Raw genomic sequence first — 25,090 nt, 5'->3', positions numbered from 1 at the left:
TCTGCGGGTGGACGGGACCATCGTAGTCGCCGGCCGCGGCGACAGCACCGGCATGGGACGGATTTCCTATCCGCGGGCGTCACGAGGCTTTCATCGGCGCCGCCGACGATGCCGCGTGGGGCGGTCCCCCTATGCGCCCCCGACCCACTGCCCTAGAATATCCGTCCATCCGTATAGGCAGATTGCCGAATCCCCGAGGAACCCCATCGATGTCCGAATACCTGTTCACGTCCGAATCCGTTTCCGAAGGTCATCCCGACAAGGTCGCCGACCAGATCTCGGACGCGGTCCTCGACGCGATCCTCATGCAGGACAAGAAGGCGCGCGTTGCCTGCGAAACGCTGGTCAAGACCGGCGTGGCAATCGTCGCCGGCGAGATCACGACCAGCGCCTGGGTCGACCTCGAAGCGCTGGTGCGCAAGGTCATCACCGACATCGGCTACACCTCGTCGGCGGTCGGCTTCGACGGTGCCACCTGCGGCGTGCTGAACCTGATCGGCAAGCAGTCGCCCGACATCGCCATGGGCGTCGACCGCAAGAAGCCGGAAGAACAGGGTGCCGGTGACCAGGGCCTGATGTTCGGCTACGCCTGCGACGAGACCAAGGAACTGATGCCGGCGCCGATCTACTACTCGCACCGCATCGTCGAACAGCAGTCGAAGGTGCGCAAAGCGAAGAAGTCGCCGCTGCCGTGGCTGCGCCCGGACGCCAAGAGCCAGGTCACGCTGCGCTACCAGGACGGCGTCGCGGTCGGCCTCGACGCGGTCGTGCTGTCGACCCAGCACGATCCCGACATCAAGCTGAAGACGCTGCGCGAAGCGGTGATGGAAGAAATCCTCAAGCCGGTGCTGCCGGCCAAGTGGATCAGCAAGAACACCAAGTTCCACATCAACCCGACCGGCAACTTTGTGATCGGCGGCCCGGTCGGCGACTGCGGCCTCACCGGCCGCAAGATCATCGTCGACTCGTACGGCGGCTGGGCCCGTCACGGCGGCGGCGCGTTCTCCGGCAAGGACCCGTCGAAGGTCGACCGCTCGGCCGCCTACGCGGCGCGCTACGTGGCGAAGAACATCGTCGCCGCCGGGCTCGCCGCGAAGTGCGAGGTGCAGGTCAGCTACGCGATCGGCGTCGCCGAGCCGACCTCGATCATGGTCACCACCTTCGGCACCGGCAAGATCAGCGACGTCGCGCTCGAAAAGCTGGTCCGCAAGCACTTCGACCTGCGCCCGTACGGCATCACCAAGATGCTGGACCTCGTGCACCCGATCTACCAGCCGACCGCCGCCTACGGCCACTTCGGCCGCAAGCCATACACGGTCAAGCTCGCCGACGGCACGACCGCGACGGCCTTCTCCTGGGAGAAGACCGACCGCGCCGAAGCGCTGAAGGAAGACGCGAAGAAGCTGAAGTAAGGCGCCACATCGCAGGATCGAAAAGGCCGCCGCAAGGCGGCCTTTTTGTTGGGATGCGCGCCGGGCGTTCGCCGCCGCGCGAAGCTTCGCTTCGCAAGCGCCGCAACCCAAAACAAGCTCGCAGCGGCCATCCGTGGCGGGACTTCATCGCTCGATCATGCCCCGGCCCGGCCATCCCTGGCCGGGCGTTCGCCGCCGCGCGAAGCTTCGCTTCGCAAGCGCGTCGGCTCACCCCGTGTTCTGCAGGCCCTGCGCGACACCGTTGACCGTCGCCACCAGCGCACGCAGCAGCTCCTCGTCCTCCGCGCCGCGCTCTCGCCAGCGCGCGAGCAGATCGACCTGCAACAGGTTGATCGGATCGACGTAGGGATTGCGCAGGCGGATCGACTGCGCGAGGCGCGCGTCGCCGGCGAGCAGGCGCTCGGCCTGCTTGATGCGCAGCACCCAGTGCACGGTGCGCTCGAACTCGCCGCGCACGCGCGCGAAGAACGGCGCGTGCAGGGCACCGGCGAGGCGCGAGTACTGTTCGGCGACGTCGAGGTCGCACTTGGCGAGCACCATGTCGACGTCGTCGAGCATCGTGCTGAAGAACGGCCAGTCGCGCGCCATCTCCAGCAGCCGCGCCTCGCCGAAGCGCGCCGCCGCCTGTTCGAGACCGGTGCCGAGCCCGTACCAGCCGGTGATGATCGCGCGGCACTGGGTCCACGCGAACACCCAGGGAATCGCGCGCAGCGACTCGACGCCCTGCATGGTGCCGCGCCGCGACGGCCGCGAGCCGAGCGTCATGCGCTCGATGACGTCGATCGGCGTCGCCGTGCGGAAATAGTCGACGAAGCCCGGCGCATCGACGAACTCGCGATAGGCGCCGCGCGAGGCCTGCGCGACGAGCGCGACGGTTTCCTTCCAGCCGGCCTCGCGCGCGTCCGGCGCGCGCGGCACGAGCGTGGCGCGCAGCGTTGCCGACACCGCTCGCTCCAGTTCGCGCAGCGCCAGCGCGCGAATGCCGTATTTGCGATGAATCACTTCGCCCTGCTCGGTGACGCGCAGCACGCCGCCGACCGAGCCGCGCGGACTGGCGATGAGCGCCGTCGAGATGCGGCCGCCGCCGCGGCTCGCCGAACCGCCGCGACCGTGGAAGAAGCTCAGCGCCACACCGGCGCCGTGCGCGACTTCGAGCAGTTCGACCTGCGCGCGCTGCAGGCCCCAGCGCGAGGCCACCGTGCCGCCGTCCTTGCCGCTGTCCGAATAACCGAGCATGACGATCTGGCGGTGGCCGCGCGCCGCCAGATGCGCGCGGTAGACCGGATCGGCGAACAGCGAGCGCAGCGTCGCCGGACCGTTCTGCAGATCGTCGACGGTCTCGAACAGCGGCGCGACGTCGAGCGGCACGGCGCCGCGCGGATCGACGAGCCCGCCATGGCGCGCCAGCGCCAGCACCGCGAGCACGTCGGCCGGACGCTGCGCCATGCTGATGATGTAGAGGCCGGTCGCCTCGCGGCCGTAGATTTCCTGGCTCTCGGCGAGTTGCGCGAAGACGGCGCGCGTGCGCTGCGCGACCGGCTCCGTCGTCGCGCCGAACACCGCGCTGCGGCCGGCGTACGGCCGCAGCAGCGCCGCCTGCTCGTCGGCTTCGCGCTGCGCCCAGTGCGGGTCGCCGAGCAGCGCAGCGAGCGCCTGCGCGTGCACGCGCGCATCCTGACGCACGTCCAGACGTGCCAGATGGAAGCCGAAAGTGCGCACGCGCCACAGCAGGCGGCGTACCGCGAACCAGCCGGCGTGCACGCCCTTGTTCGCGCGCAGCGAATCGACGGCGAGGCGGATGTCGGCGATGAATTCGTCGGCGTTGAGGTAGGCCTCGCCGTCGTCGCGCAGCGTCGCGCGCAGCCGCGCGCGCACCAGCGTGAAGAACACGCGGTACGGCATGTCGGCGTGGCGCGGACGGATCGTCGCCGCCGCGCGCGGCAGGCGCGCACGATAGTCGACGATGCGCAGCGCCAGCGGCTCGGACACCGACACGCGCCGCTCGGTCTGGCTCAGCAGGCTCGCCAGCGCCGCGACTTCGGCGATATAGCGCTCGAGGATCATCTCGCGCTGGCCGCGCAGCGTCGCCGCGATCGTCTCGGCGCCGACGTTGGGATTGCCGTCCATGTCGCCGCCGACCCAGGACGCGAAGCGCAGCAGCCGCGGCAGCTCGACCTGGAGGCCGTAGACCTGCTGCACGGCGTCCTCGAGCAACTCGTAGAGCACCGGCACGACCTGATACAGCGGGCCGCCGATGTAGAAACCGACGTGCTCGAACTCGTCCTGCACCGAAGGCTTGACCGGCGCCGTCTCGCTGGTCTGCCAGCCGGCGGTCAGCGCCATGCGCAGGCGTTCCCAGTCGTGGCGCTCCTCGATCGGCGTGCGCTCCGGATCGAAGCCGCGGATCAGGCAGCGCACGATGTCCTGCTCCTTTTCGAGCAGCGCGCGGCGCACCGCTTCGGTCGGATGCGCGGTGAAGACCGGTTCGACATCCAGCCGCGCGAGCGCGTCGAGCAGCGGCGCCGCGCCGACGCCGGCGTCCTTGATCTGCTGCAGGCCGTCGACCAGGCCGTCGGGCTGCGGCCGGTCGCTGCCGCGCTGGTAGTCGCGGCGGCGGCGGATGCGGTGCACGCGCTCGCCGATGTTGACGGCCTGGAAGTAGGTCGAAAACGCGCGCGTCAGCGACTCGGCCAGCGACAGCGGCAGCCCGCCGAGCTGGGCGGCCAGCATGCCGGCCGGCTCGCCGCGCTCGCGGCGCGCGATCGCCGCGGTGCGCAGCGTCTCGACGCGGGCGAGAAAGCCGTCGCCGAGCTGCTCGGCGAGCATCTCGCCGACGGTGGCGCCGAGGCGGCGCACGTCCTCGCGCAGGGCGGAATCGGCGCCGGTATCACGGCGGCCGGCGGCGGGCAGCGGATCTGGAGTGCTCATAGAGCCAAGACGCTAGCAAACAGCGTGACAAACCGTCAGCCCGCGCGACCGGAAAGGCATATCTCTTTATCCGGATAAGCGGATATACTACCGCCCGCGTTCCCGCCGAGGGGCGCTGCGATCCGCGCCGCCGCCGGCGGCCGGACCAGGCTCGGCGGACACCGTCAGGCCAAGTTCGCGCGGCACGCTGTGCCGCCGCCCCGTCCACGGACGGCGGGCCGACGGCACCGTAACGGCGCCCTCCGAACAGACCGACTGCAGCAGGAGCGACGCATGAACGCCCAGATCAAACCCGTGAGCCCGGACTACAAGGTCCGCGACCTTTCGCTGGCCGAGCTCGGCCGCAAGCGCATCCGCATGGCCGAGGAGGAAATGCCCGGCCTGATGTCGATCCGCGCCAAGTACGCGCCGCTGCAGCCTTTGCGCGGCGTGCGCCTGACCGGCTCGCTGCACATGACCAAGGAAACGGCGGTGCTGCTGGAGACGCTCGGCGCGCTCGGCGCTTCGGTGCGCTGGGCCTCGTGCAACATCTTCTCGACGCAGGACGACGCCGCCGCCGCGGTCGCCGTCGCCGGCACGCCGGTGTTCGCGTGGAAGGGCGAGACGCTGGAAGAGTACTGGGACTGCACGCTCGACGCGGTCACGCACATCCTGCCCGACGGCACGCTGACCGGCCCGGAACTGGTCGTCGACGACGGCGGCGACGTCACGCTGCTGATCCACAAGGGCTACGAGCTGGAGCAGGGCGACCGCTGGGTCGACACGCCGTCCGACAACCATGAGGTCAAGGTCATCAAGGACCTGCTCAAGCGCGTCGCCAAGGAGCGTCCGGGCTTCTGGACACGCGTCGTCAAGGATTGGCGCGGCGTCTCGGAAGAGACGACGACCGGCGTGCACCGCCTCTACCAGATGAAGGAAGCCGGCAAGCTGCTGGTGCCGGCGATCAACGTCAACGACTCGGTCACCAAGAGCAAGTTCGACAACCTCTACGGCTGCCGCGAATCGCTGGCCGACGGCATCAAGCGCGCCACCGACCTGATGATCGCCGGCAAGGTCGCCTGCGTCTGCGGCTACGGCGACGTCGGCAAGGGTTCGGCGCACTCGCTGCGCGGCCTCGGCGCGCGCGTCATCGTCACCGAGATCGACCCGATCAACGCCCTGCAGGCGGCGATGGAGGGCTTCGAGGTCAGGACCGTCGAGGACACGCTCGGCCTCGCCGACATCTACGTCACCACGACCGGCAACAAGGACATCATCACGCTCGAACACATGCGGGCGATGAAGTCGAACGCACTGGTCTGCAACATCGGCCACTTCGACAACGAGATCCAGATGGATCGCCTCAATGCATCAGGGGCCACGCGCGACACCATCAAGCCGCAGGTCGACCGCTACACCTTCGCCGACACCGGCCGCTCGATCTACATCCTCGCCGAAGGCCGCCTCGTCAATCTCGGCTGCGCGCACGGCCATCCGAGCTTCGTGATGAGCAACTCGTTCTCGAACCAGACGCTCGCGCAGATCGACCTGTGGCAGCACAAGGACGTCTACGAGAAGACCGTCTACCGCCTGCCGAAGAAGCTCGACGAGGAAGTCGCGCGCCTGCACCTCGAACAGATCGGCGTGAAGCTGACGCGCCTGACCGACGAGCAGGCCGCCTATCTCGGCGTGCCGGTCGACGGCCCGTACAAGCCCGAGCACTATCGTTATTGATGGGGCGTTACTGAGGTGAGCGCGCATCCGGCGAACTGGTCGATCGCCCCCTTGCCGCCGTCCGACACGGCGACGGCGGAGGCGATCATCGACCTGCTGCGCGCGCACAACGCGCCGTATCTCGGCCGGCCGGCCACGGCGCCGTTGCAGCTCGCGCTGATGAGCGACGGCCGCCTCGCCGGCGGCCTGCTCGGCCAGTTCCGTAGCCACTGGCTGCACGTCGACATCCTCGTCGTCGCCCCGGCGCTGCGCGGCAGCGGCGCCGGCCGCGCGCTGCTGACGCAGGCGGAAGCCGCGGCGCGCGAGCGCGGCAGCCACGGCGTTTGGCTCGACACCTTCGACTTCCAGGCGCCGCATTTCTACGAGCACCTGGGCTACACGCGCTTCGGCACGATCGCGGATTTCCACGACGGCCACGCGCGGCACTTCTACCAGAAGCGGTTCTGAATCCGGATTCAGGCGTGAGCAACATCCACTTCTCGTTCGAGCTGTTCCCGCCGCGCACGCCCGAAGGCAGCGCCAAGCTGCCGGCGACCGTCGCGCGGCTGGCGGCGCTGCAGCCGGCCTTCTTCTCGGTCACCTACGGCGCCGGCGGCTCCGATCAGGACGGCACCTACGGCACGGTCTGCCAGGTCGTCGCGCAGACCGGCATCGAAACCGCGCCGCACCTGACCTGCGTCGGCTCGACGCGCGACAAGATCGCGGCACTGCTCGATCGCTACCAGGCGGCCGGCGTGCGCCGCATCGTCGCGCTGCGCGGCGACCTGCCGGCGACCGCGACCTCGGCCAGCGCGCCCGGCGAATTCCATTACGCGAACGAACTCGTCGCCTTCATCCGCGAGACGCACGGCGATGCCTTCCAGCTCGAAGTCGCCGCGTACCCCGAGATGCATCCGCAAGCCCGTGATCCGGTGCAGGACTTCGAGAGCTTCAGGCGCAAGGTCGAGGCCGGCGCGCACGGCGCGGTCACGCAGTATTTCTACAACGCCGACGCCTACTTCGATTTCGTCGCGCGCTGCGAGCGCGCGAACCTGCGCGTGCCGGTCGTCGCCGGCGTCATGCCGATCACCAACTACGCGCAGCTGATGCGCTTCTCGGCGGCCTGCGGCGCCGAGATCCCGCGCTGGATCCGCTTGCGGCTCGAAGCGCTGCAGGACGACAAGCCGGCGCTGCTCGACTTCGGCCTCGACGTCGTCACGCGCCTGTGCGAAACCCTGCTGAAGAACGGCGCGCCGGGCATCCACTTCTACACGCTCAACCAGGCCGAGCCGACGCTGCGCCTGTGGAAAAACCTCGGCCTGCCGGCGTCCTGATGCTCGTCGCCGCTCGCAACACTGGCATCCCCCCGCCGTCTTCCTGACTCAAGCCGCGGCGTGACAGAGTCACGCTGCGCCGCGGACAGGCAGCCCGCACGCGACTCGCGACGGCGCATCCGCTTCCCTACGCTCAACCAGACCGGGCCGACACCGCGCCTGTAAAAAACTTCGGCCTGCCGGCGCTGCGCGGCCCGGACGACGATGCGCGGCGCAGGCGTCCCGCCGCGGGCCGGAATGCGCGCGTCCTGCGTTGCCGCCTGCATTCCGCCCGCCGTCGGCGCGTTCGCGCCGCAGCCGCAGCGCCGCGAAAACTTCCGACCCGCCGATATCGTCAGGCGCGCGCTCGCGCCGCTGGGGCGCGCGACACGGGGAGTGGCGATGACGCCCGCGCCGACGGACGAAGGCTCGCACGCAGCGAGCCCCGGATTGCGCGAGAATTTCCGGCTGGCCCGCCCCGTCCGTTGCTTCTGCATCATGTCCGCCACTCCATCCGCCTCGACCTGGCCCGCATCGGCCTTCACTTCGGCGCTGATCGCCGCCATCGTCGGCTTCGGCGGCACCGTCGCGCTCATCATCGGCATGGGCCAGCGGCTCGGCGGCACGAGCGCGCAGATCGGCTCCAGCGTCACCGCGCTGTGCATCGGCATCGGTCTCGCCGGCGCCGTGCTCAGCTGGCGGCTGCGCATGCCGATCGTGCTCGCGTGGTCGACCCCGGGCGCGGCGCTGGTCGCCAGCGCCACGGTCGCCGGCTACGCCGACGCGCTCGGCGCGTTCGCGCTGGCCGGCGCGCTGATGAGTCTGCTGGGCCTGGTGCCGGCGCTCGGCCGGCTCGCCGCGCGCATCCCGACGCCGATCGCCAGCGCGATGCTGGCCGGCGTGCTGCTGCCGTTCTGCCTCGCGCTGTTCCGCAGCGTGCAGCACGAGATGTGGCTGGCGCTGCCGGCGCTGCTGGTGTTCATCGGTGCACGCCAGCGCCTGCCGACCTACGCGCTGCTGCTGGCGCTGCTCGCGGTCGTGGTGCTGGTGCTGGCCCACGGCGACGCACCGCCGGCGCCGGCCGCGCTGCACCTCGGCGCGCTGCAGGCGACGCTGCCGACCTTCGACCCGCGCACCCTGATCGGTCTGGGCGTGCCGCTGTTCCTCGTCACGCTGGCCTCGCAGAACCTGCCCGGCTTCGCGGTGCTGCGCAGCGCCGGCTTCGACGCGCCGCCGCAGCCGATCCTGCTCGTCACCGGCCTCGCCTCGGTGCTGCTGGCGCCGTTCGGCGCGCACAGCGTCAATCTGGCGGCGATCACCGCGGCGATCTGCACCGGCGACGACGCCCATCCGGACCGGCGCCAGCGCTGGAAGGTCGGCCTCGTCTATGCCGCGCTGTACGGTGCGCTGGCGCTGTTCTCGGTGCCACTGGTCGCGCTGTTCCTGGCGCTGCCGGCCGGCGCGATCGCGACGATCGCCGGCCTGGCGCTGATCGCGCCGCTGACCGGCGCACTGCACAGCATGCTGTCGATCGCCGACGAGCGCGAAGCCGCGGCGCTGACGTTCATCGCCACCGCATCCGGCATCAGCCTGTTCGGCATCGGCTCGGCGTTCTGGGGACTGGTTGTCGGCTTCGCCGCGCTCGGCGCGCGCCGCCTGCTGCAGCGCCGAAGAGCCCGCGGCACGCGCATGGCGCCCGCTACAATCGCGCCATGAGCCTGTCCCTGGTCCGCATCCTCGATTTCGCCGGCGTCGGCGTGTTCGCCGTGTCCGGCGCGCTCGCCGCCGGGCGCAAGCGGCTCGATCTGTTCGGCGTGGTCGTCATCGCCACCGTCACCGCGATCGGCGGCGGCACGCTGCGCGATCTGCTGATGAACCGCACGGTGTTCTGGTTCGCCGATCCGGCGTATCTGATCGCGATCTTCGTCGCCGCGCCGCTGACGATGCTCTACGTGCGCTACCGCCATCCGCCGGAGAAGCAGCTGGAGATCGCCGACGCGCTGGGCCTGGCGATGTTCTCGATCTCCGGCGCGCGCATCGCCGAGAACGCGCAGCTGCCCGGGCTGATCGCGGTCGTCATCGCCGTCATCACCGGCACCTTCGGCGGCGTCGTGCGCGACGTGCTGTGCAATGAAATCCCGATGATCCTGCGTCGCGGCCAGATGTACGCGAGCGCCGTCGTCGCCGGCGCGCTCAGCTACGTGCTGCTGCAGCGGCTCGGCCTCGACCGCGATCTCGCCGCCTTCGCCGGCATGGCCCTGATCGCGGCCCTGCGTCTGGCGGCGATCTGGTGGAACCTGACGCTGCCGGTCTTCGACCTCGATCGCCACTACCCGAAATCATGAAGAAACGCCGCCGCGGCCTGCGGCTCCTTGGCTGGCTGCTGTTCGCCGCCCTTGCGGTCACGGTGCTGCCGGTCGCGCTGCTGCGCGTGCTGCCGCCGCCGACGACCGCGTACATGCTGCAGAGCCCGACGCGGCCGGTGCGGTACCACTGGGTGCCGGCCAGCCGCATCAGCGACAACGCGCGCCGCGCCGTGGTCGCGGCCGAGGATCAGAAGTTCTGGACGCACAACGGCTTCGATCTCGAGGCGATCGAGCAGGCGCGCGCCCACAACCGGCGCTCCCGGCACAAGCGCGGTGCCTCGACGATCAGCCAGCAGACCGCCAAGAACCTGTTCCTGTGGCCGGGCGGCGGCTATTTCCGCAAGGGCATCGAAGCCGGCTACACCGTGCTGATCGAAGCGCTGTGGCCGAAGCAGCGCATCCTCGAGGTCTATCTGAACGTCGCCGAGTTCGGCCCCGGCATCTACGGCGTCGAAGCCGCCGCGCAGGCCTATTTCCACAAGCCGGCGACGCGGCTCACGCCGATGGAGGCGGCGCGGCTCGCCGCGGTGCTGCCTAGCCCGCGGCACTGGAGCGTCACCCGCCCCGGCGCCTACGTGCAGCGCCGTGCCAACTGGATCGTCGGACAGATGGGCTACGGCAGCCGCAGCGCCGAGCCGGAACCCGAACCGGAGCCGGACATCCCCGAGGAGCTGCAGCGGCAGATCGACGAGGAAGAGGCCGGTCGCGCGCCGGCAAGCGTCCCCGCCGAATCCCCGTCGCCGGCGCCGCCGGCAGTCCCCTCCGCGCCGGACGCCGCACCGTCACCCGAATCTTCAGCCCCGACCGATCCCCCGGCATCGGGAGACGCGACTCCGCAAGACGGCTGAAGCGCGGCTGCCGCCGGCCGCCTCAGCCCTCATTGCACGGAAAAATCGTAACCCGAAGTCCACATGCCCCCGATCTGCGCCGCCAGCGCGACGGCCAGCACGCTCTGCCCCGACTGCGGCGCGGACGGCGTGACGAGCCAGGCGTACTCGCCCGGCTCCAGCGCCTGGCTCGGCGACAAGTGGTAAGCACCGGCGCTCGACGGCTCGGCGGTGACGGCGATTTCGCGATCGGAACGTCCCTTGGCGAACACGACGTAGCGCTCCTCGTCGTCGCGCACCCCCAGGTGAACCAGCCGCATGCGCGAAGGCTCGATCGTCGTCACGAAGACGGGCCGCGGCCCGGTCACGGTGGCCGCATGCACGCCCTTGATGAAGAAAAAGGTTTCAGTCCCGGCGTAACTGCCGTAGATCGGAATCCACTTCTTGCGCCGCGAGCTTTCTGACGACACCGGCGTCGCCGCCATCGAGCGGTAGCCGTTGCCCAGCAGCAGGCCGAACTCCGGCGTGCGCGCGGCCGGCGCCGCTGCGGCCGCGGCTGGGGCCGAAGCAGTGCTCGCGGCGGGGCTGCCCGCAGACAGCATGGCGCCGATCACGGTCGCCGGGACGCCGGCGGCCTGCAGCTGTGCCAGCGCCTGTGGCGTGGTGTCGAACTGGCAGAGCGAAGTCTCGATCTTGCGCACGACGATCTCGTCCGCCAGATGCAGCTGCACCATTTCGACCACGGTCTGATTGGTCAGCACCTCCCCGGCGCGCGACGTCATCGCGGCCGGCACCAGCAGCAACGCCAACACCAGGATCAGCATCCTTTGCATACGTCCCCCTTCCCTGACGCGTGTGCCCCCGAAGGCGCTGGCAGGACGATAGCGTCGGGCCCCGCAACGAAACGTGCGCTACGGCACCTCGACATGAATCAGCGGTGCCGGCAGGCGTTCGCCGCTGATCCACAGACCGGCGCCGGCGGCGTCCCAGCACAGCGCTTCGTAAATCGTGTCGCGCATCGGCAGACCCTGGCGCGGCAGCCGCCCGGAACGCGGCGCACGCTGCAGCGCCCTCGCCCAGGACTCCCCGGACTGGCGGGCGTAGACCTGCCAGTGCGTGTCGTTCAGCACCGCGAGCCGGCGGCCGTCGGGCGACAGATCCATCGCCGTCGCCGCGCCGCGGTAGCGGCTGGCGCCGATCGTCTCGACCGGCGTCGGCGGCTCCGGCCACCAGTCCGGCACGGTCGCCAGCCGCTGCGCGGTCTGCTCGTCGGGACCGGCGAGCGCCAGCGCGTAAAGCGTGGCGGGCGGGCGGCGCTTGTCGAGCAGCAGGATCTGGCCGGCCGCCGCGTCGACCGCCATTGCCTCCAGATCGCGCGGTCCGTCCGGATAACGAAAGCGGATCCGCCGCGCCGGTGCGGCGTGGGTCGTCCCCGCCTCCGGTTCGGGCAGCAGGAGCACGCTGAGCTCGCGGCGCAGCGCGAAGTTGTCGCCGGTGTCGGCGATCGCCAGCATCGGACCGTCCGCGCCGTCGTAGCGGGCAATGTCCTCCCAGTCACCGGCGGCGACGCCGTCGATCGCGACTCGCGCCTGCACGCGGCCACGATCGTCGACCGCGAACAGGCGCGGGGCATTGCCGCTGTCGTTGTGCAGCCACAGCCAGCCCGGATGCCGGTGCGAGGCGGCGCAACCGGAGATTTCCGGCAGCGCGGGATCGTCGATGAGCACCGGCGGCGCCTCGCCGGCGCGCGCAACCAGCGGAAAACAGAGCACTATGGCGAGCCGCCACAGGGCTTCCGGGAGCCGCCGCCTCATGCTCCGCCCCAGGCCCAAAATCCCGGCATCACTTTAAAAGGCGGCGCTAACCCCCTGTCCGTGGGGCAAAAGGTCGATTTTGCCCACAGCATCTGTGGATAAGTTTGTGCACAATGGCGGGAGCAATGCGATAAGTGACCGTAACTGCGCCTGTTTCTGCTTTGGGGGCAGTTTGTGCTCATGGCATTTTTCCTTTTAGGATCATGGCGATGCGGAATTCTTACGGTGTTTTTGCAGAAAAATGTCGCTCTCATGCGGCCTGTAGCGTCCATGCCCAAAGCTTGTGCATAACATGCCGCAGCGCAGCGTAAATCGCGCGCATCTGTCAAGGGCTTTCACAAACCTCGTTATTCCGCCAGAGCGACTCCCCCGATGTCCGACCCGCTCCTAGCCGACCCGCCACTGGTGCTGTGTCTGTCCGGCCATGACCCCGGCGGCGGCGCCGGCATTCACGCCGATCTCGAGTCGATCGCCGCGCAGGGCGCCCATGCGCTGACCGTGATCACCGCGCTGACCGTGCAGGACAGCCGTGATGTGCGCCGCGTCGAGGCGGTCGCACCGCAGCTGATCGCCGAGCAGCTGACCGTGCTGCTCGCCGACAGCCGCATCGCCGCGATCAAGATCGGCCTACTCGGCGACGCGGCGCAGGTACCGATCATCGTCGACACCATCCGGCGTGCCGGCGTACCGGTGGTTTGCGATCCGGTGCTGCGCGCCGGTGGCGGCGCCGAGGTCAGTGCCGCGCCGACGCTGGCGGCGCTGCGCGACACGCTGCTGCCGCACGTCGACCTGCTGACCCCGAACGCCGCCGAGGCACGGCGGCTGGCGCCGGACGCCGCCGACACCGCGGCCGCGGCGGCCACCCTGCGCGGGCTCGGCTGCCGGCAGGTGCTGATCACCGGCGGCGACGAGCCGGATGCCGAAGTCCGCAACCTCTGGGTCGATGCCGAGGGCCGTCGCCGCGAATACCGCTGGCCGCGCCTCGCCGCGCGTTTTCACGGCGCCGGCTGCACGCTGGCGGCGGCGATCGCCGGCCGCCTCGCCGTCGGCGACGACTGGGCGGCGGCGATCGAGCAGGGCCAGCGCTATACGCATGCGGCGCTGGCCCGGGCCTACCGCACCGGCCACGGCCGCATGATTCCGCGCCGGAGCCGTCAATGGAATTGAAGGGCCTTTACGCGATCACGCCGGAGGCGCTGGTCCGCGCCCCCGAGCGCCTGCTGCCGGCCGTCGCGGCGGCGATCGCCGGCGGCGCGCGCCTGATCCAGTACCGCGACAAGTGGAACGCGCCGGACGAGCGGCTGCGTCTGGCGCGGGCGCTGGCGCAGCGCTGCCGCGCCGGCGGCGCGCTGTTGATCGTCAACGACGATGCCGAACTCGCCACCGCGGCCGGCGCGCACGGCGTGCACCTCGGCGCCGGCGACGGCAGCCTGGCCGCGGCGCGCGTGCGGCTCGGCCCGCAGGCGATCCTCGGCGCGACCTGTGGCGATTCGCTGGAGCGGGCGCGTGCCGCCGTCGCCGCCGGCGCCGACTACGTCGCCTTCGGCCGCCTGTTCCCGTCGCGCACCAAACCGGATGCACCGCCGGCGCAGCTGGCGACGCTGACGGCCGCGCGGCACGCAGTGGCGGTGCCGATCTGCGGCATCGGCGGCATCACGCCGGCCAATGCCGGCGCCGTGCGCGCCGCCGGCGCCGCGCTGATCGCCGCGGTCGACGGCGTGTTCGGCGCCGACGACGTCGCGGCGGCGGCACGCGCCTACGTCGCCGCGCTCGGCGAAGCCCCTTAGAATCCCTCCTCCCGCCCACCGTCGGCGCCGTGCGCGCCGCCCCCCTGACGCCCATGACCCGCTCCGACGAACTGTTCCAGCGCGCGCAACGCACGATTCCCGGCGGCGTGAACTCGCCGGTGCGCGCCTTCCGCGCCGTCGGCGGTACGCCACGCTTCATCGCCTCGGCCGACGGCGCCTACCTCTGCGACGCCGACGGCCAGCGCTACATCGACTACGTCGGCTCCTGGGGGCCGATGATCACCGGCCACCAGGATCCGGACGTCATCGCCGCGATCCAGCATCAGGCGACGATCGGCGTTTCGTACGGCGCGCCGACCGAGCTCGAAATCGAGATGGCCGAGCTCCTGTGCGCGCGCGTGCCCGGCCTCGACATGGTGCGCATGTGCAACAGCGGCACCGAGGCGACGATGTCGGCGCTGCGCTTGGCGCGCGGCGCCACCGGCCGCGACTACATCATCAAGTTCGAGGGCTGCTACCACGGCCACGGCGACGCGCTGCTGGTCAAGGCCGGCTCGGGCCTGCTGACCTTCGGCGTGCCGACCTCGCCGGGCGTGCCGGCCGACCTCGCCAAGTACACGCTGACCGCGCAGTACAACGACCTCGCGTCGGTCGAGGCGCTGCTGCGCGACCACGACGGCGACGTCGCCGCGATCATCCTCGAACCGGTCGCCGGCAACATGAACTGCGTGCCGCCGCTGCCGGGCTTTCTCGAAGGCCTGCGCGCGCTGTGCACGAAGAGCGGCGCGCTGCTGATCGTCGACGAGGTGATGACCGGCTTTCGCGTCGGCCCGCGCGGCGCCTGCGGCCGCTACGGCCTGACGCCGGACCTGATCACGCTCGGCAAGATCATCGGCGGCGGCCTGCCGGTCGGCGCCTTCGGCGGCAGGCGCGAGATCATGGAAAAGCTGGCGCCGCTCGGCCCCGTCTATCAGGCCGGCACGCTGTCGGGCAATCCGCTGGCGATGGCCGCCGGCCTGGCGATCCTGCGCAAGCTCAATGACGCGCACCTGTACGCCGCGCTCGAACACAGCACCGCGCAGCTGCTCGCCGGCCTGCGCGAACGCGCGCGCGATGCCGGCGTGCCGTTCACGACAACGCAGGTCGGCAGCATGTTCGGACTCTATTTCACGGACGCCGAACGCATCAGCGGCTACGCCGACGTCATGCGCTGCGACGGCGAGCGCTTCAAGCGCTTCTTCCACGCGATGCTGGCGCGCGGCGTGTACCTCGCGCCGTCCGCCTACGAAGCCGGATTCGTGTCGACGCGTCACGGCCCGGAAGAGATCGAGCGCACGCTGGACGCCGCCGCCGAGGCGTTCGCCGTCGTGGCCAGCTGAGGCCATGGGCGTCGCCGCGACCGAGGTCGTTCCGGCCCTGCGCAAGAGACGAGGAGCGACGTGTGCGCGAAGTACCTGAGCGACGAGTGGCGCCGCGCCGGGCCAGGACGGCCCGGCCTTCCGGGTGTCGTCTGGCCAACCGCCAGGCGGTGTCGCGGAACGCTTCCTGGGGATCGCCCGAGTGCGCGTCCCGCGCCTTCCCCATGGCCGGGGCCGCGGCGCCGGGTGGCTTGCCAGGCGGCAGCATCGCGACGATGCCCGCGGCCTTGACAGGCCTCTAGATGACCGAAGCGCTGCAGTCGCTTCTGGCCTGGATCGGCGCCCATCCGCACTGGGCGCTGTGGCTGTTGTTCGGCATCACGCTGCTCGATTCGCTGTTCATCGTCGGCGCCTTCGTGCCGGCGGCGCTGCCGCTGTTCGCGATCGGGGCGCTGGTTGCGCTCGGCGCGCTGGAACTGTGGCCGACACTGCTGATCGCTGCCACCGGCGCGCTGCTCGGCGACAGCCTCGGCTTCTGGCTCGGCCACCGCTACGGCGAGCGCCTGTTCCGGGCGCGCTTCTTCCTCCGGCATCCGGACCTGGTGCTGCGCGGCCGCAGCTTCTTCACGCGCTACGGCTCGTACAGCATCGTGCTGGCGCGCTTCCTCGGCCCGCTGCGGGCGATGACGCCGGCACTCGCCGCGGCCGCCGGCATGCCGTACTGGAAATTCGCGCTCGCCGACGCCGTCGGCGCCTTTCTGTGGGCCTGCGCCTTCATCCTGCCGGGCGTCGTGTTCGGCGCTTCGCTGGGCCTCGCCGCCGAAGTCGCCGGCCGTCTCGCCAGCCTGCTGCTGGCGTTGCTGCTCGGCCTGTGGCTGGCGCTGTGGCTGACGGCGGTGCTGTCGCGGCTCGTCGGCCGCCTGACCGCGGCCTGGATTCCGCGCCTGATCGAATGGAGCCGGCGACGGCGGCAGAGCGGCCATCACGGTCTTGCGCTGATCGATGACGAAATGCCGGAAACGCCGGCGCTCGCCGTGCTCGCACTGCTGCTGCTGCTGGTCGCCGCCGGCGCGCTGTACCTGGTCGCCGGCACGCACTTGCACCATTACCCGCTGCGGCTGGACGGTGCGGTCTTCCAGTCGCTGCGCGATCTGCACACGCCCTGGGGCTCGGCCCTGGCGCGGCGCCTGCTGCAGATCGGCGAGTGGCCGGTCTACGGCACCGTCGCGATCGCCGGTTTCGGGGTGTTGCTGGCGCTGCGCAAGCTGCGCGCGGCGACGCACTGGGCGGCGGCGCTGGCCTTCGGCGGCGCGATCGCCGCCGGCCTGTACGCGATCCCGCTGCTGCCGCCGCCGTATCATTACTTCGACACACCCGCCCCCGGTGCCGCGCGCAGCCGTGACCTCGTGCTCGCGGCCGTGACCTACGGCTTCCTGCCGGTGCTGCTGGCGACCGGCCGTGCACCGGCGCTGCGCACGGTGTTCTACGCGATCAGCGCCGTGCTGCTGCTGCTCGTCGTGTTCGCACAGCTGTATCTGGGTCTGCAGTGGTTCAGCGTCGCGCTGCTGCTGCTGCTGTTCGGCCTCGCCTGGACCGCGCTGCTCGGTCTTGGCTATCGCCTGCACCGGCCGCAGGTGCTGCGCGCCTGGCGCGTCCTGCCGCTGATCACACTCTGCTTCGCGCTGGCGCTCGGCTGGCAATGGCAGCGCCTGGCGCAACCGCGCGCGCTGCCGCCGCCGCACTATCGCACGCTGAGCCTCGCCGACTGGCTCGATGCGTCCGCCGCCGCGCCGCGCTTTGCGCTGCAGCGCCAGGACGCCGCCGGCCGCGCGCGCCAGCCGTTCACCCTGCAGTGGGCGGGCGATCTCAGCGAAGTCGAAACCCGCCTGCGCGCCGCCGGCTGGCAAACGCCGGCTCCGCTCGGCGCGGCGCAGATGCTGCACTGGCTGACCAGCTCGGCGGCGATCGGCGAGCTGCCGGTGATGCCGCAGGTGCACGCCGGCGAACATCCGGCGCTGATGCTGCGCCTGCCGCTCGACGATGCGCATCAGTACTTCGTGCGCCTGTGGCCTTCGCATTACCGCCTCGACGACGGCCGGCCGATCTGGATCGGCACCGTCACGCGCCAGGAGGCGCGCAGCTTCCACCGCCTGCTGCGCTATCCGGTCGCGACCGACTTCGATCCGCCGCTGGCGCCGCTGGTCGCGGCGCTGCCCGACACGCACCACCGCGTCCACGGTCCGTTATGGTTGCTGTGGTAAATCTGTTCCCACCATTTTTGAAATCCTCATGTCCGAACCCGGCCTGCTGAGCAAGCTGCGCACCCGCCTGAACAAGGGCGACTCCTGGCTGACGCGCGACATCTCGACGTTCTTCACGGCCGACAAGCTGACGCCGGAAGCGCTCGAGGAGCTCGAGACGCGCCTGCTGATGGCCGACGCCGGCGTCGATGCGACGCAGTGGCTGATCGAGCGCCTGCAGAACGACGTCAACGCCGGCCGCATCAAGAATCCGGCGCAGCTGCGCGCCGCGCTGAAGAAGTATCTGGTCGAACTGCTCGCGCCGATCGCCAAGCCGCTGGTGATGCCAGCCTTCATCAAGCCCTTCATCCTGTTCGTCGCCGGCGTCAACGGCGTCGGCAAGACGACGACCATCGGCAAGCTCGCCGCGCGCTACAAGCGCGAGGGCAAGAGCGTGCTGCTGGCCGCCGGCGACACCTTCCGCGCCGCCGCCGTCGAGCAGCTGCAGACCTGGGCCGACCGCGTCGGCGTACCGCTCCTGTCGCAGGGCGAAGGCGCCGATTCGGCGAGCGTGATCTACGACGCCGTGCAGTCGGCCAAGGCCCGCAACATCGATCTGGTCATCGCCGACACCGCCGGCCGCCTGCACACGCAGGCGCACCTGATGGACGAGCTGCGCAAGATCAAGCGCGTCGTGCAGAAGCACGACCCGTACGCGCCGCACGAAGTGCTGCTGGTCGTCGACGCCACGACCGGCGGCAACGCGCTGACGCAGGCCATCCAGTTCCACGAAGCGATCGGCCTCACCGGCCTCGTCATCACCAAGTTGGACGGCACCGCGAAGGGCGGTATCCTCTTGGCGATCGCGCGCCGGCTGGCCCTGCCGGTGCGCTTCATCGGGCTCGGCGAGGCGGTGGACGATCTGCAGCCGTTCGACGCCGAAGCCTACGCGGACGCGCTCATCGGGGAGTGAACGGCATGCGCAAGCACAGGCGGCGAACCGCGTCGGAGACGACGCGCGCATGAGCCCGCCCGCCTCCGACATCGTCCGCTTCGACCAGCTCGCCTACCGCTACCCCGGCGGCCAGGACGTGCTCAGCGGCGTCAGCTTCTCGATTGCGCAGGGCGAGATGGTCTACGTAACCGGCCCGAGCGGCGCCGGCAAGAGCACGCTGCTGCGCCTGATCGCAGCGCTGTGCCGGCCGACGCGCGGCCAGCTCGTCGTCATGGGCCAGAACCTGTCGGCACTGAAGAACCGCCACATCCCGGCCTACCGCCAGCACATCGGCCTGGTCTTCCAGAACTTCAACCTGCTCTACGACCGCACGGTGTTCGACAACGTGGCGCTGCCGCTGGTGATCCGTGGCTATGCGTACGCCGACATCGGCCGCCGCACGCGTGCGGCGCTCGACGCGGTCGGCCTGCTGAACCGCGAGAAGTCGCTGCCGCTGACGCTGTCCGGCGGCGAGCAGCAGCGCGTCGGCATCGCCCGCGCGATCGTCACCAAGCCGGCGCTGATCCTCGCCGACGAGCCGACCGGCAACCTCGACCCGGAAATGGCACTCGAAGTGATGCGCGGCTTCCAGCGCTTCAACGAGGCCGGCGTGACGGTGATGATCGCCACGCACGCGATCGACCTGATCGAGGCATTGCCACACCGCATCATCCACCTCGAACACGGGCAGATCACCGACAAGCGGCCGACCGCCGCCTCGCAACTCGGAGACCGCCATGGCGCTCGTTGAAGCCGGACTCGAACGCCCGGGCTGGCTCGCGCGCCTGGCGCAGGAACACGCGCGCGTGTTCTTCTTCTCGCTCGGCAAGCTGGCGCGCGCGCCGCTGGCGGCGGCGCTGACCGCGCTGGTCATCGGCATCGCCCTGGCGCTGCCGGCCGGGCTCTACGTGCTGACGCGCAACCTCGCCAGCGTCGGCTACAGCTGGCAGGAATCGCTGCAGATCTCGCTGTTTCTCAAGGACAGCGTGGCCGAGGAACGCGGCGCGGCACTGGCCCGGGAACTGCGCGCCGAAATCGGCGTCAGCAAGACGAACTACATCTCGCGCGCGCAGTCGCTCGCCGACTTCAAGGCGCAGTCCGGCTTCGGCGACGCCCTGGCGATCCTGCAGGACAACCCGCTGCCGGCGGTCATCGCCGTCACGCCGAACCGCAAGCTCGGCAAGGCCGGCGTCGAGGAACTGGCGGCGCGGCTCGGGCGCCTGCCCGAAGTCGACCTCGCCAAGCTCGACCAGAAATGGCTGGAGCGCCTGTACGCGCTGCTCGACATCGCCCAGCGCTCGGTCGGTATCGTCGCGATCCTGCTCGGCGTCGCCGTCATGGTCATCATCGGCAACACCATCCGCCTCGACATCGAGGCGCGCCGCGAAGAGGTCGAGGTGATGAAGCTGATCGGGGCGCCGGACAGCTTCATCCGCCGGCCGTTCCTCTACGCCGGCTTCTGGCACGGCCTGCTCGGCGGCCTGCTGGCCTGGATCCTGGTCGCCGCCGGCGTGCAGGCCCTCGGTGCACCCGCCGAGCAGCTCGCCCAGGCCTACGGCAGCCAGTTCCGGCTCGCCGGCCTGCCGTGGACCGACGGACTGGCCCTGCTGGGCGCCGGCGTGGTGCTCGGCTGGGCCGGAGCGTTCGTCACGGTCGGCCGGCGCCTGGCCCTCATTGAACCGCGCTGAAACGTCCCCATATGGGGATCGATCCCGGCAGATCAAGGACTTAGCAAGGGGGCCGGGAACTTTCGCCGCTTTTAGCACTCTATAAATACGAGTGCTAAGATGGCATTGGGAGGTTACTGAGATGAGCCAGATCACAACGCTTGCGCGCCAGCCGATGGCGATGATGCCCCTTTCGACGGGCAGCCTCGACGCGTACATCGCGCAGGTCAATCAGGCCCCGGTGCTCGACGCCGCGGCCGAGAAGGTGCTGGCCGAGCGCCTGCGCGATCAGAGCGAAATCGGCGCCGCCCAGCAGTTGATCATGTCGAACCTGCGCCACGTCGTGCACATCGCGCGCGGCTATCTCGGCTATGGCCTGCCGCTCGGCGACCTGATCCAGGAAGGCAACATCGGCCTGATGAAGGCGGTCAAGCGCTTCGACCCGGACGTCGGCGTGCGCCTGATCAGCTTCGCCGTGCACTGGATCAAGGCCGAGATCCACGAATTCATCCTGAAGAACTGGCGCATCGTGAAGATCGCCACGACCAAGGCGCAGCGCAAGCTGTTCTTCAACCTGCGCTCGTCGAAGAAGTCGTTGGGCTGGCTGAGCCCGCAGGAAGCCGAGGCGATCGCCGCCGACCTCAAGGTCAAGCCGGAGGAAGTCTTCCAGATGGAAGCGCGCCTCGCCGGCAACGACATGTCGTTCAATGCCACGCCGTCCGAAGGCGAGGAAACGAGCTACATGCCGGAGGACTGGCTGGCTTCGGAGACCGACGACATTTCGGCGATCGAGGAAGCCGAGTGGCAGGACGAGCGCGAAGCGCGCATGTCGCAGGCGCTGAGCGCGCTGGACCCGCGCTCGCGCGACATCCTGCAGCGCCGCTGGCTGCACGACGGGGATAAGACCGGCTTGCAGGAACTCGCCGACGAATATGGCGTGTCGGCCGAGCGCATCCGCCAGATCGAAGTCTCGGCGATGAAGAAGCTGCGCAAGGCAATCGAAGAGCCCGTCGCGGCCTGATCATCATCGCAACCTGATGTCGCAGACGCCCGGCTTTCGCCGGGCGTTTTCGTTTGCGCGGGAGATCGGCGCGAGCCGCTGCTGCGCCGCGCCGGGGGACCCGCATTCGTCCGCTTTGTGCCCCCGCGTCGCCCGCCCCACGCCGCGGACGTGCCTGAAACCGATCAGGCAAAGAGGCCCGCGAGGTAGTGATCGACGAGTAGCAGCGTGAAAATGCCCATCAGGTAGACGATCGAGTAGCCGAAGGTTTTCATCGGCAGGCCCGGCACCGGCCACCATTTCATGCGGATCGCGTAGTACAGGAACACGGCGTTCAGCGGCACGGCGCCGGCCAGATAGATCCAGCCGGACATTGCGGTCGCAAACGGCAGCATCGTCACCGCGAACAGCAGGATCGTGTACAGCAGCACCTGCGTGCGCGTGAACTCGATGCCGTGCGTGACCGGCAGCATCGGAATATCGACCTTCGCGTACTCATCGCGGCGCTCGATCGCCAGCGCCCAGAAGTGCGGCGGCGTCCAGATGAAGATGATCGCGAACAGGATCAGCGCATGCGCGTGGATCTCGCCGGTGATGGCCACCCAGCCGAGCAGCGGCGGCGCGGCACCGGCGGCGCCGCCGATGACGATGTTCTGCGGCGTCGCGCGTTTCAGGTACAGCGTGTAGATGCCGGCGTAGCCGATCAGCGTGAACTGCGTCAGCACCGCCGCCAGCGGATTGCAGAGGAACCACAGCACGGCGAAACCGCTGATGCCGAGCAGCGTCGCGAAGGCGATCGACTCGGTCATCGTCAGGCGGCCGGTCACCAGCGGCCGGCCGCAGGTGCGCGCCATGCGCGCGTCGATGTTGCGGTCGATGATCTGGTTGATCGCCGCCGCGCTCGACGCCTGCAGGGCGATGCCCAGCGTGCCCCATAGCAGCGCCCACAGCGGCGGCAGACCGGGCACCGCGAGGAACATGCCGACGATCGCCGTGAACACGATCAGCATGACGACGCGCGGCTTGCACAGCTCGTAGTACTCATGCAGCCGCGACGGTGTCGCCGCGTGCGCCGCGTTCACCGCATTCGAGCCGGCGGCCATCAGTCGGGACGCCGCCAGGCGTGGAAGTTCAGCACGACCAGCGTGCCGAGCAGCAGCTCGGCACCGAGGTTGTGCGCCGCCGCCAGCAGCAGCGGCAGCTGGAAGTGCACGACGCAGACGCCGATCGTGAGCTGCAGCGCCAGCGCGCCGAGCACGGCGGCGCCGAGCCGCCGCCACAGCGGCGCCCCGCCGCGGCGCAGCAGGAACAGGCCGAGCGCCAGCAGCACGGTGGTGACGATGACCGCGCCGACGCGGTGGAAGTAGTGGATCGTCACCCGCGCCCGCGCGTCGAGCACGCCGTATTCGTAGTTGATGCCGAGCCCACGCCACAGCGTGAAGGCTTCCTTGACGTCGAGCGGCGGCAGGTAGCTGCCATGGCAGGTCGGCAGGTCCGGGCAGGCCAGTGCCGCGTAATTGGTACTGGTCCAGCCGCCGAGGAAGATCTGGCCGGCAACGACGAGCAGCGCGACGAGCGCGAACGTGCGCAGGCCGCGCGGGGCCACCGGGAGCGGCGCGGGCCCGGCAGCGCCGACCAGCTCGCGCTCGATGACGAAGGCCGCGGCGCGCTCGCTGCGGATCTCGCGCGTGCGCGTCGTCACCGCGACGGCGGCCTCGCTGCGCGGCCGCGTCGACAGCCACATCCACAGCAGCAGCGCGAACGTCGACATGCCGCCGAGCAGATGGCCGGTCACCGCCAGCGGCTTGAGCTGCCAGGTCACGGTCCACATGCCGAGAAGGCCCTGGAAAATCACCAGCGCGACCAGCAGCCACGGCAGCACGCGCGGCCGGCGCGCAGCCTTGATGAACAGGCTCATCAGCGCCAGCGCGACGATGAACAGGCCCAGAGTCTCGGCGAGATAGCGGTGGACCATCTCCTTCCAGGCCTTCGGCGCCTCGACCGGGCGATCCGGATAGCGGGCCTCGGCGGCCGCGATCTCATGCTCGGCGCCCGGCACCGTGAGGTGGCCGTAACAGCCCGGCCAGTCCGGGCAGCCGAGCCCGGCGTCCGACAGACGCACGTAGGCGCCGACGACCACCAGGCAGAAACACCAGACGACGGCGAACAGATTGAGGCGGCGGAACCAGAGCATGCGGATGCGGTGGCGGAAGAATGAAAAGGCGGCCCGATGCATCGGCCGCCTCGATTTGCGCGAATTTTAACCGATCGGGCGGGAACGGGACGCGAGGCGGACGGAACGGGGACCTGGCATCGCCGCTCAGCCGATCTGCGAGATCCGCAACAGCTTCTTGATGTCGTCGAGCACCTTGCGGTAGTCGACTTCGGCCGGATAGACCATCAGCCAGTTGCCGAGCGGGTCGATCAGATACACCGACTGCGGATCGCGCGCCGGACCGGCCAGCAGGAACGGCCGCAGCGCCGGCGTACCGGACTCGGCGTACAGATGCAGATCCGGATGCGTGCCCGCGAGCTGCTCGCGCAGCGCTGGCAGCGCGGCGGCCGACGGCGCCAGATAGACGCGCTGCACGCGCATCCGCTTCTCGTTGAGCAGCGTGCGAATCTGGCGGAACTGGAACAGCTTGTTGGCGCAGACCGCGTCGCAAAGATCCGCGCCGAGGTAGACGTAGGTCCAGCGCCCGCGCAGCGCGTCGCGGTCCAGCGCCTTGCCGTCGGCATCGACCAGCGTCAGCGCCGGCAGCGGCCGTGCCGGATCGACGAGCTCGCCGTAGTTGGTCCGTCCGTGCGGCTGGAATTGCGGGAAGACGAAATACAGCAGCACGGCGGCGGCGAGCGGGCCGAAGAACAGGGCGGCGAGCAGCAGGAGCTGGCCGCGGCCGCGGGGAACCTGATTCATGAAGGACGGGGCTGGGGGACGCGAAAGCTGAGTTTGACGAAAATCGCGATCAGCGTCAGCGTGAACGCGAACCATTGCGCGGCGTAGCCGTAGTGCTTGGCCGGCCGCAGTTCCGGTGCCGTGCGCCATTCGCGGACGAAACCGTCCGGCGCGTCGGCGTCCATCAGCAGCAGGCCCTGCGCGACGAACTCGCCGTAGAGGCAGTGCAGATCCTCGACGGTCGGATACTGGACGACGCGCGGCCACGGCGCGGCAGCGCAGTTGTCGGCGTCCAGGCGCAAGCCCGGCCGCGGCAGACTGCGCCAGTAGCCCTGCAGCTGGCGCTCGTCGGCGGCGACCACGTAGCGGTCCGGCTGCTGCGCCGCGGCGCGCGGAATCCAGCCACGATCGACGACCACCGTGCTGCCGTCGGCCTGCACGAACGGCGTCCACACATGGTAGCCCGGCTGGCCGTCGTAGCCCTGGTTGTCGAGCAGCAGCTGGCGGCTGCCGTCGAAATGGCCTTTGACGTAGGCCCGCTCGATCTGACCGTCGTACGCAACCTTGCCGGCATCGATGTGCTGCGCCGGCTGCTGCGCGGCATGCGCATAGCGATCGAGCATCTCCTGCTTGGCGAAGCCGCGGCGCAGCTGCCAGACGCCGAGCGACACCATCAGCGCGCTCAGCGCGATCACCACGAGCACGGCCCATGCGGCCGGCCGGAATTTCTTGCGTGCCACGTCCCTCCCCCTTTCGCACGAAATCTCGTGTCGGATGTACTTGTCGCCGCCACGGCATCGAGGCCGTGGCGCAC

Annotated in this window: 22 protein-coding genes; 15 read left to right on the top strand and 7 right to left on the bottom strand. The window is 70.1% G+C overall.

The annotated features are described in order from the left end of the window. Positions 1-209 precede the first annotated feature (209 nt). Entirely contained in the window at positions 210-1,412 is a 1,203-nt protein-coding gene (metK, locus tag K343_RS0111210) for a methionine adenosyltransferase (protein ID WP_028008158.1), read from the top strand. Positions 1,413-1,640: 228 nt separating this feature from the next. Here the strand turns inward: metK and ppc are convergent, their stop codons facing one another. After that, positions 1,641-4,361 (bottom strand): phosphoenolpyruvate carboxylase, encoded by a 2,721-nt coding sequence (gene ppc / locus K343_RS0111205; RefSeq protein WP_043112552.1) that lies wholly within the window; start codon positions 4,359-4,361, stop codon positions 1,641-1,643. Between the two features lie 273 nt (positions 4,362-4,634). Between ppc and ahcY the strand changes: the two genes are divergently transcribed. From ahcY to mtgA, 6 genes are all read left to right on the top strand, one after another. Next, positions 4,635-6,074 carry an adenosylhomocysteinase gene (gene ahcY / locus K343_RS0111200; RefSeq protein ID WP_028008156.1) on the top strand — a complete coding sequence of 480 codons (1,440 nt, stop codon included), beginning with the start codon at positions 4,635-4,637 and terminating at the stop codon, positions 6,072-6,074. 15 nt (positions 6,075-6,089) lie between these two features. After that, positions 6,090-6,521: a GNAT family N-acetyltransferase gene (locus K343_RS0111195; RefSeq protein ID WP_211226222.1), complete on the top strand. Its 432-nt coding sequence runs from the start codon at positions 6,090-6,092 to the stop codon at positions 6,519-6,521. A gap of 14 nt (positions 6,522-6,535) precedes the next feature. After that, complete coding sequence (gene metF / locus K343_RS0111190) at positions 6,536-7,387, top strand: methylenetetrahydrofolate reductase [NAD(P)H] (protein ID WP_028008154.1); 852 nt, start codon at positions 6,536-6,538, stop codon at positions 7,385-7,387. A gap of 477 nt (positions 7,388-7,864) precedes the next feature. Beyond that, a complete protein-coding gene (locus K343_RS0111185) occupies positions 7,865-9,082 on the top strand; it encodes a benzoate/H(+) symporter BenE family transporter (protein WP_051278261.1) in 1,218 nt (405 codons plus the stop codon). Beyond that, entirely contained in the window at positions 9,079-9,711 is a 633-nt protein-coding gene (locus tag K343_RS0111180) for a trimeric intracellular cation channel family protein (RefSeq protein WP_043112551.1), read from the top strand. Before K343_RS0111185 ends, K343_RS0111180 begins: the two co-directional genes overlap by 4 nt. Next, entirely contained in the window at positions 9,708-10,580 is an 873-nt protein-coding gene (gene mtgA, locus K343_RS21765) for a monofunctional biosynthetic peptidoglycan transglycosylase (protein WP_043112549.1), read from the top strand. The genes K343_RS0111180 and mtgA overlap by 4 nt, the downstream gene beginning before the upstream one ends. A 29-nt stretch (positions 10,581-10,609) precedes the next feature. Here mtgA and K343_RS0111170 read toward each other — a convergent pair whose 3' ends face one another. Further along, positions 10,610-11,383 (bottom strand): hypothetical protein, encoded by a 774-nt coding sequence (locus K343_RS0111170; RefSeq protein ID WP_028008151.1) that lies wholly within the window; start codon positions 11,381-11,383, stop codon positions 10,610-10,612. Positions 11,384-11,470: 87 nt separating this feature from the next. After that, positions 11,471-12,373: a hypothetical protein gene (locus tag K343_RS23415; protein ID WP_154662523.1), complete on the bottom strand. Its 903-nt coding sequence runs from the start codon at positions 12,371-12,373 to the stop codon at positions 11,471-11,473. A 372-nt stretch (positions 12,374-12,745) separates the two neighbouring features. Between K343_RS23415 and thiD the strand changes: the two genes are divergently transcribed. The 8 genes from thiD (at position 12,746) to rpoH (ending at position 21,401) form a co-directional block, all read left to right on the top strand. Next, entirely contained in the window at positions 12,746-13,540 is a 795-nt protein-coding gene (gene thiD / locus K343_RS0111160; RefSeq protein WP_028008150.1) for a bifunctional hydroxymethylpyrimidine kinase/phosphomethylpyrimidine kinase, read from the top strand. Then, the gene (gene thiE, locus K343_RS0111155) at positions 13,531-14,160 is read left to right on the top strand and encodes a thiamine phosphate synthase (RefSeq protein ID WP_028008149.1); all 630 of its coding nucleotides are present in this window, start codon (positions 13,531-13,533) and stop codon (positions 14,158-14,160) included. The genes thiD and thiE overlap by 10 nt, the downstream gene beginning before the upstream one ends. A 53-nt stretch (positions 14,161-14,213) precedes the next feature. Further along, complete coding sequence (gene hemL, locus K343_RS0111150) at positions 14,214-15,500, top strand: glutamate-1-semialdehyde 2,1-aminomutase (RefSeq protein WP_028008148.1); 1,287 nt, start codon at positions 14,214-14,216, stop codon at positions 15,498-15,500. A 281-nt stretch (positions 15,501-15,781) separates the two neighbouring features. Continuing rightward, positions 15,782-17,740, top strand: coding sequence for a VTT domain-containing protein (locus K343_RS0111145; protein ID WP_028008147.1), 1,959 nt, complete (start codon positions 15,782-15,784; stop codon positions 17,738-17,740). A gap of 28 nt (positions 17,741-17,768) precedes the next feature. Continuing rightward, on the top strand, positions 17,769-18,692 hold the full coding sequence (ftsY, locus tag K343_RS21755) for a signal recognition particle-docking protein FtsY (protein ID WP_043112547.1): 924 nt from the start codon (positions 17,769-17,771) through the stop codon (positions 18,690-18,692). Positions 18,693-18,741: 49 nt separating this feature from the next. Then, positions 18,742-19,464 (top strand): cell division ATP-binding protein FtsE, encoded by a 723-nt coding sequence (gene ftsE, locus K343_RS0111135; RefSeq protein ID WP_028008146.1) that lies wholly within the window; start codon positions 18,742-18,744, stop codon positions 19,462-19,464. Further along, positions 19,451-20,401: a permease-like cell division protein FtsX gene (gene ftsX, locus K343_RS0111130; protein ID WP_028008145.1), complete on the top strand. Its 951-nt coding sequence runs from the start codon at positions 19,451-19,453 to the stop codon at positions 20,399-20,401. Before ftsE ends, ftsX begins: the two co-directional genes overlap by 14 nt. A 130-nt stretch (positions 20,402-20,531) precedes the next feature. Further along, positions 20,532-21,401, top strand: a complete 870-nt coding sequence (gene rpoH, locus K343_RS0111125) for an RNA polymerase sigma factor RpoH (RefSeq protein WP_028008144.1) — start codon at positions 20,532-20,534, stop codon at positions 21,399-21,401. Positions 21,402-21,565: 164 nt separating this feature from the next. Here rpoH and cyoE read toward each other — a convergent pair whose 3' ends face one another. From cyoE to K343_RS0111105, 4 genes are all read right to left on the bottom strand, one after another. Beyond that, the gene (gene cyoE / locus K343_RS0111120; protein WP_051278213.1) at positions 21,566-22,483 is read right to left on the bottom strand and encodes a heme o synthase; all 918 of its coding nucleotides are present in this window, start codon (positions 22,481-22,483) and stop codon (positions 21,566-21,568) included. After that, the gene (locus K343_RS0111115) at positions 22,483-23,616 is read right to left on the bottom strand and encodes a COX15/CtaA family protein (protein ID WP_245585178.1); all 1,134 of its coding nucleotides are present in this window, start codon (positions 23,614-23,616) and stop codon (positions 22,483-22,485) included. The genes cyoE and K343_RS0111115 overlap by 1 nt, the downstream gene beginning before the upstream one ends. A gap of 84 nt (positions 23,617-23,700) precedes the next feature. Then, complete coding sequence (locus tag K343_RS0111110) at positions 23,701-24,297, bottom strand: SCO family protein (protein ID WP_028008141.1); 597 nt, start codon at positions 24,295-24,297, stop codon at positions 23,701-23,703. Next, a complete protein-coding gene (locus tag K343_RS0111105; protein ID WP_028008140.1) occupies positions 24,294-25,016 on the bottom strand; it encodes an SURF1 family protein in 723 nt (240 codons plus the stop codon). The genes K343_RS0111110 and K343_RS0111105 overlap by 4 nt, the downstream gene beginning before the upstream one ends. Positions 25,017-25,090: the final 74 nt, after the last annotated feature.

This window comes from Solimonas flava DSM 18980, assembly GCF_000426685.1.
In the GTDB taxonomy this organism is placed as follows: domain Bacteria; phylum Pseudomonadota; class Gammaproteobacteria; order Nevskiales; family Nevskiaceae; genus Solimonas; species Solimonas flava.
This window is presented reverse-complemented; position numbering and strand designations above follow the sequence as displayed.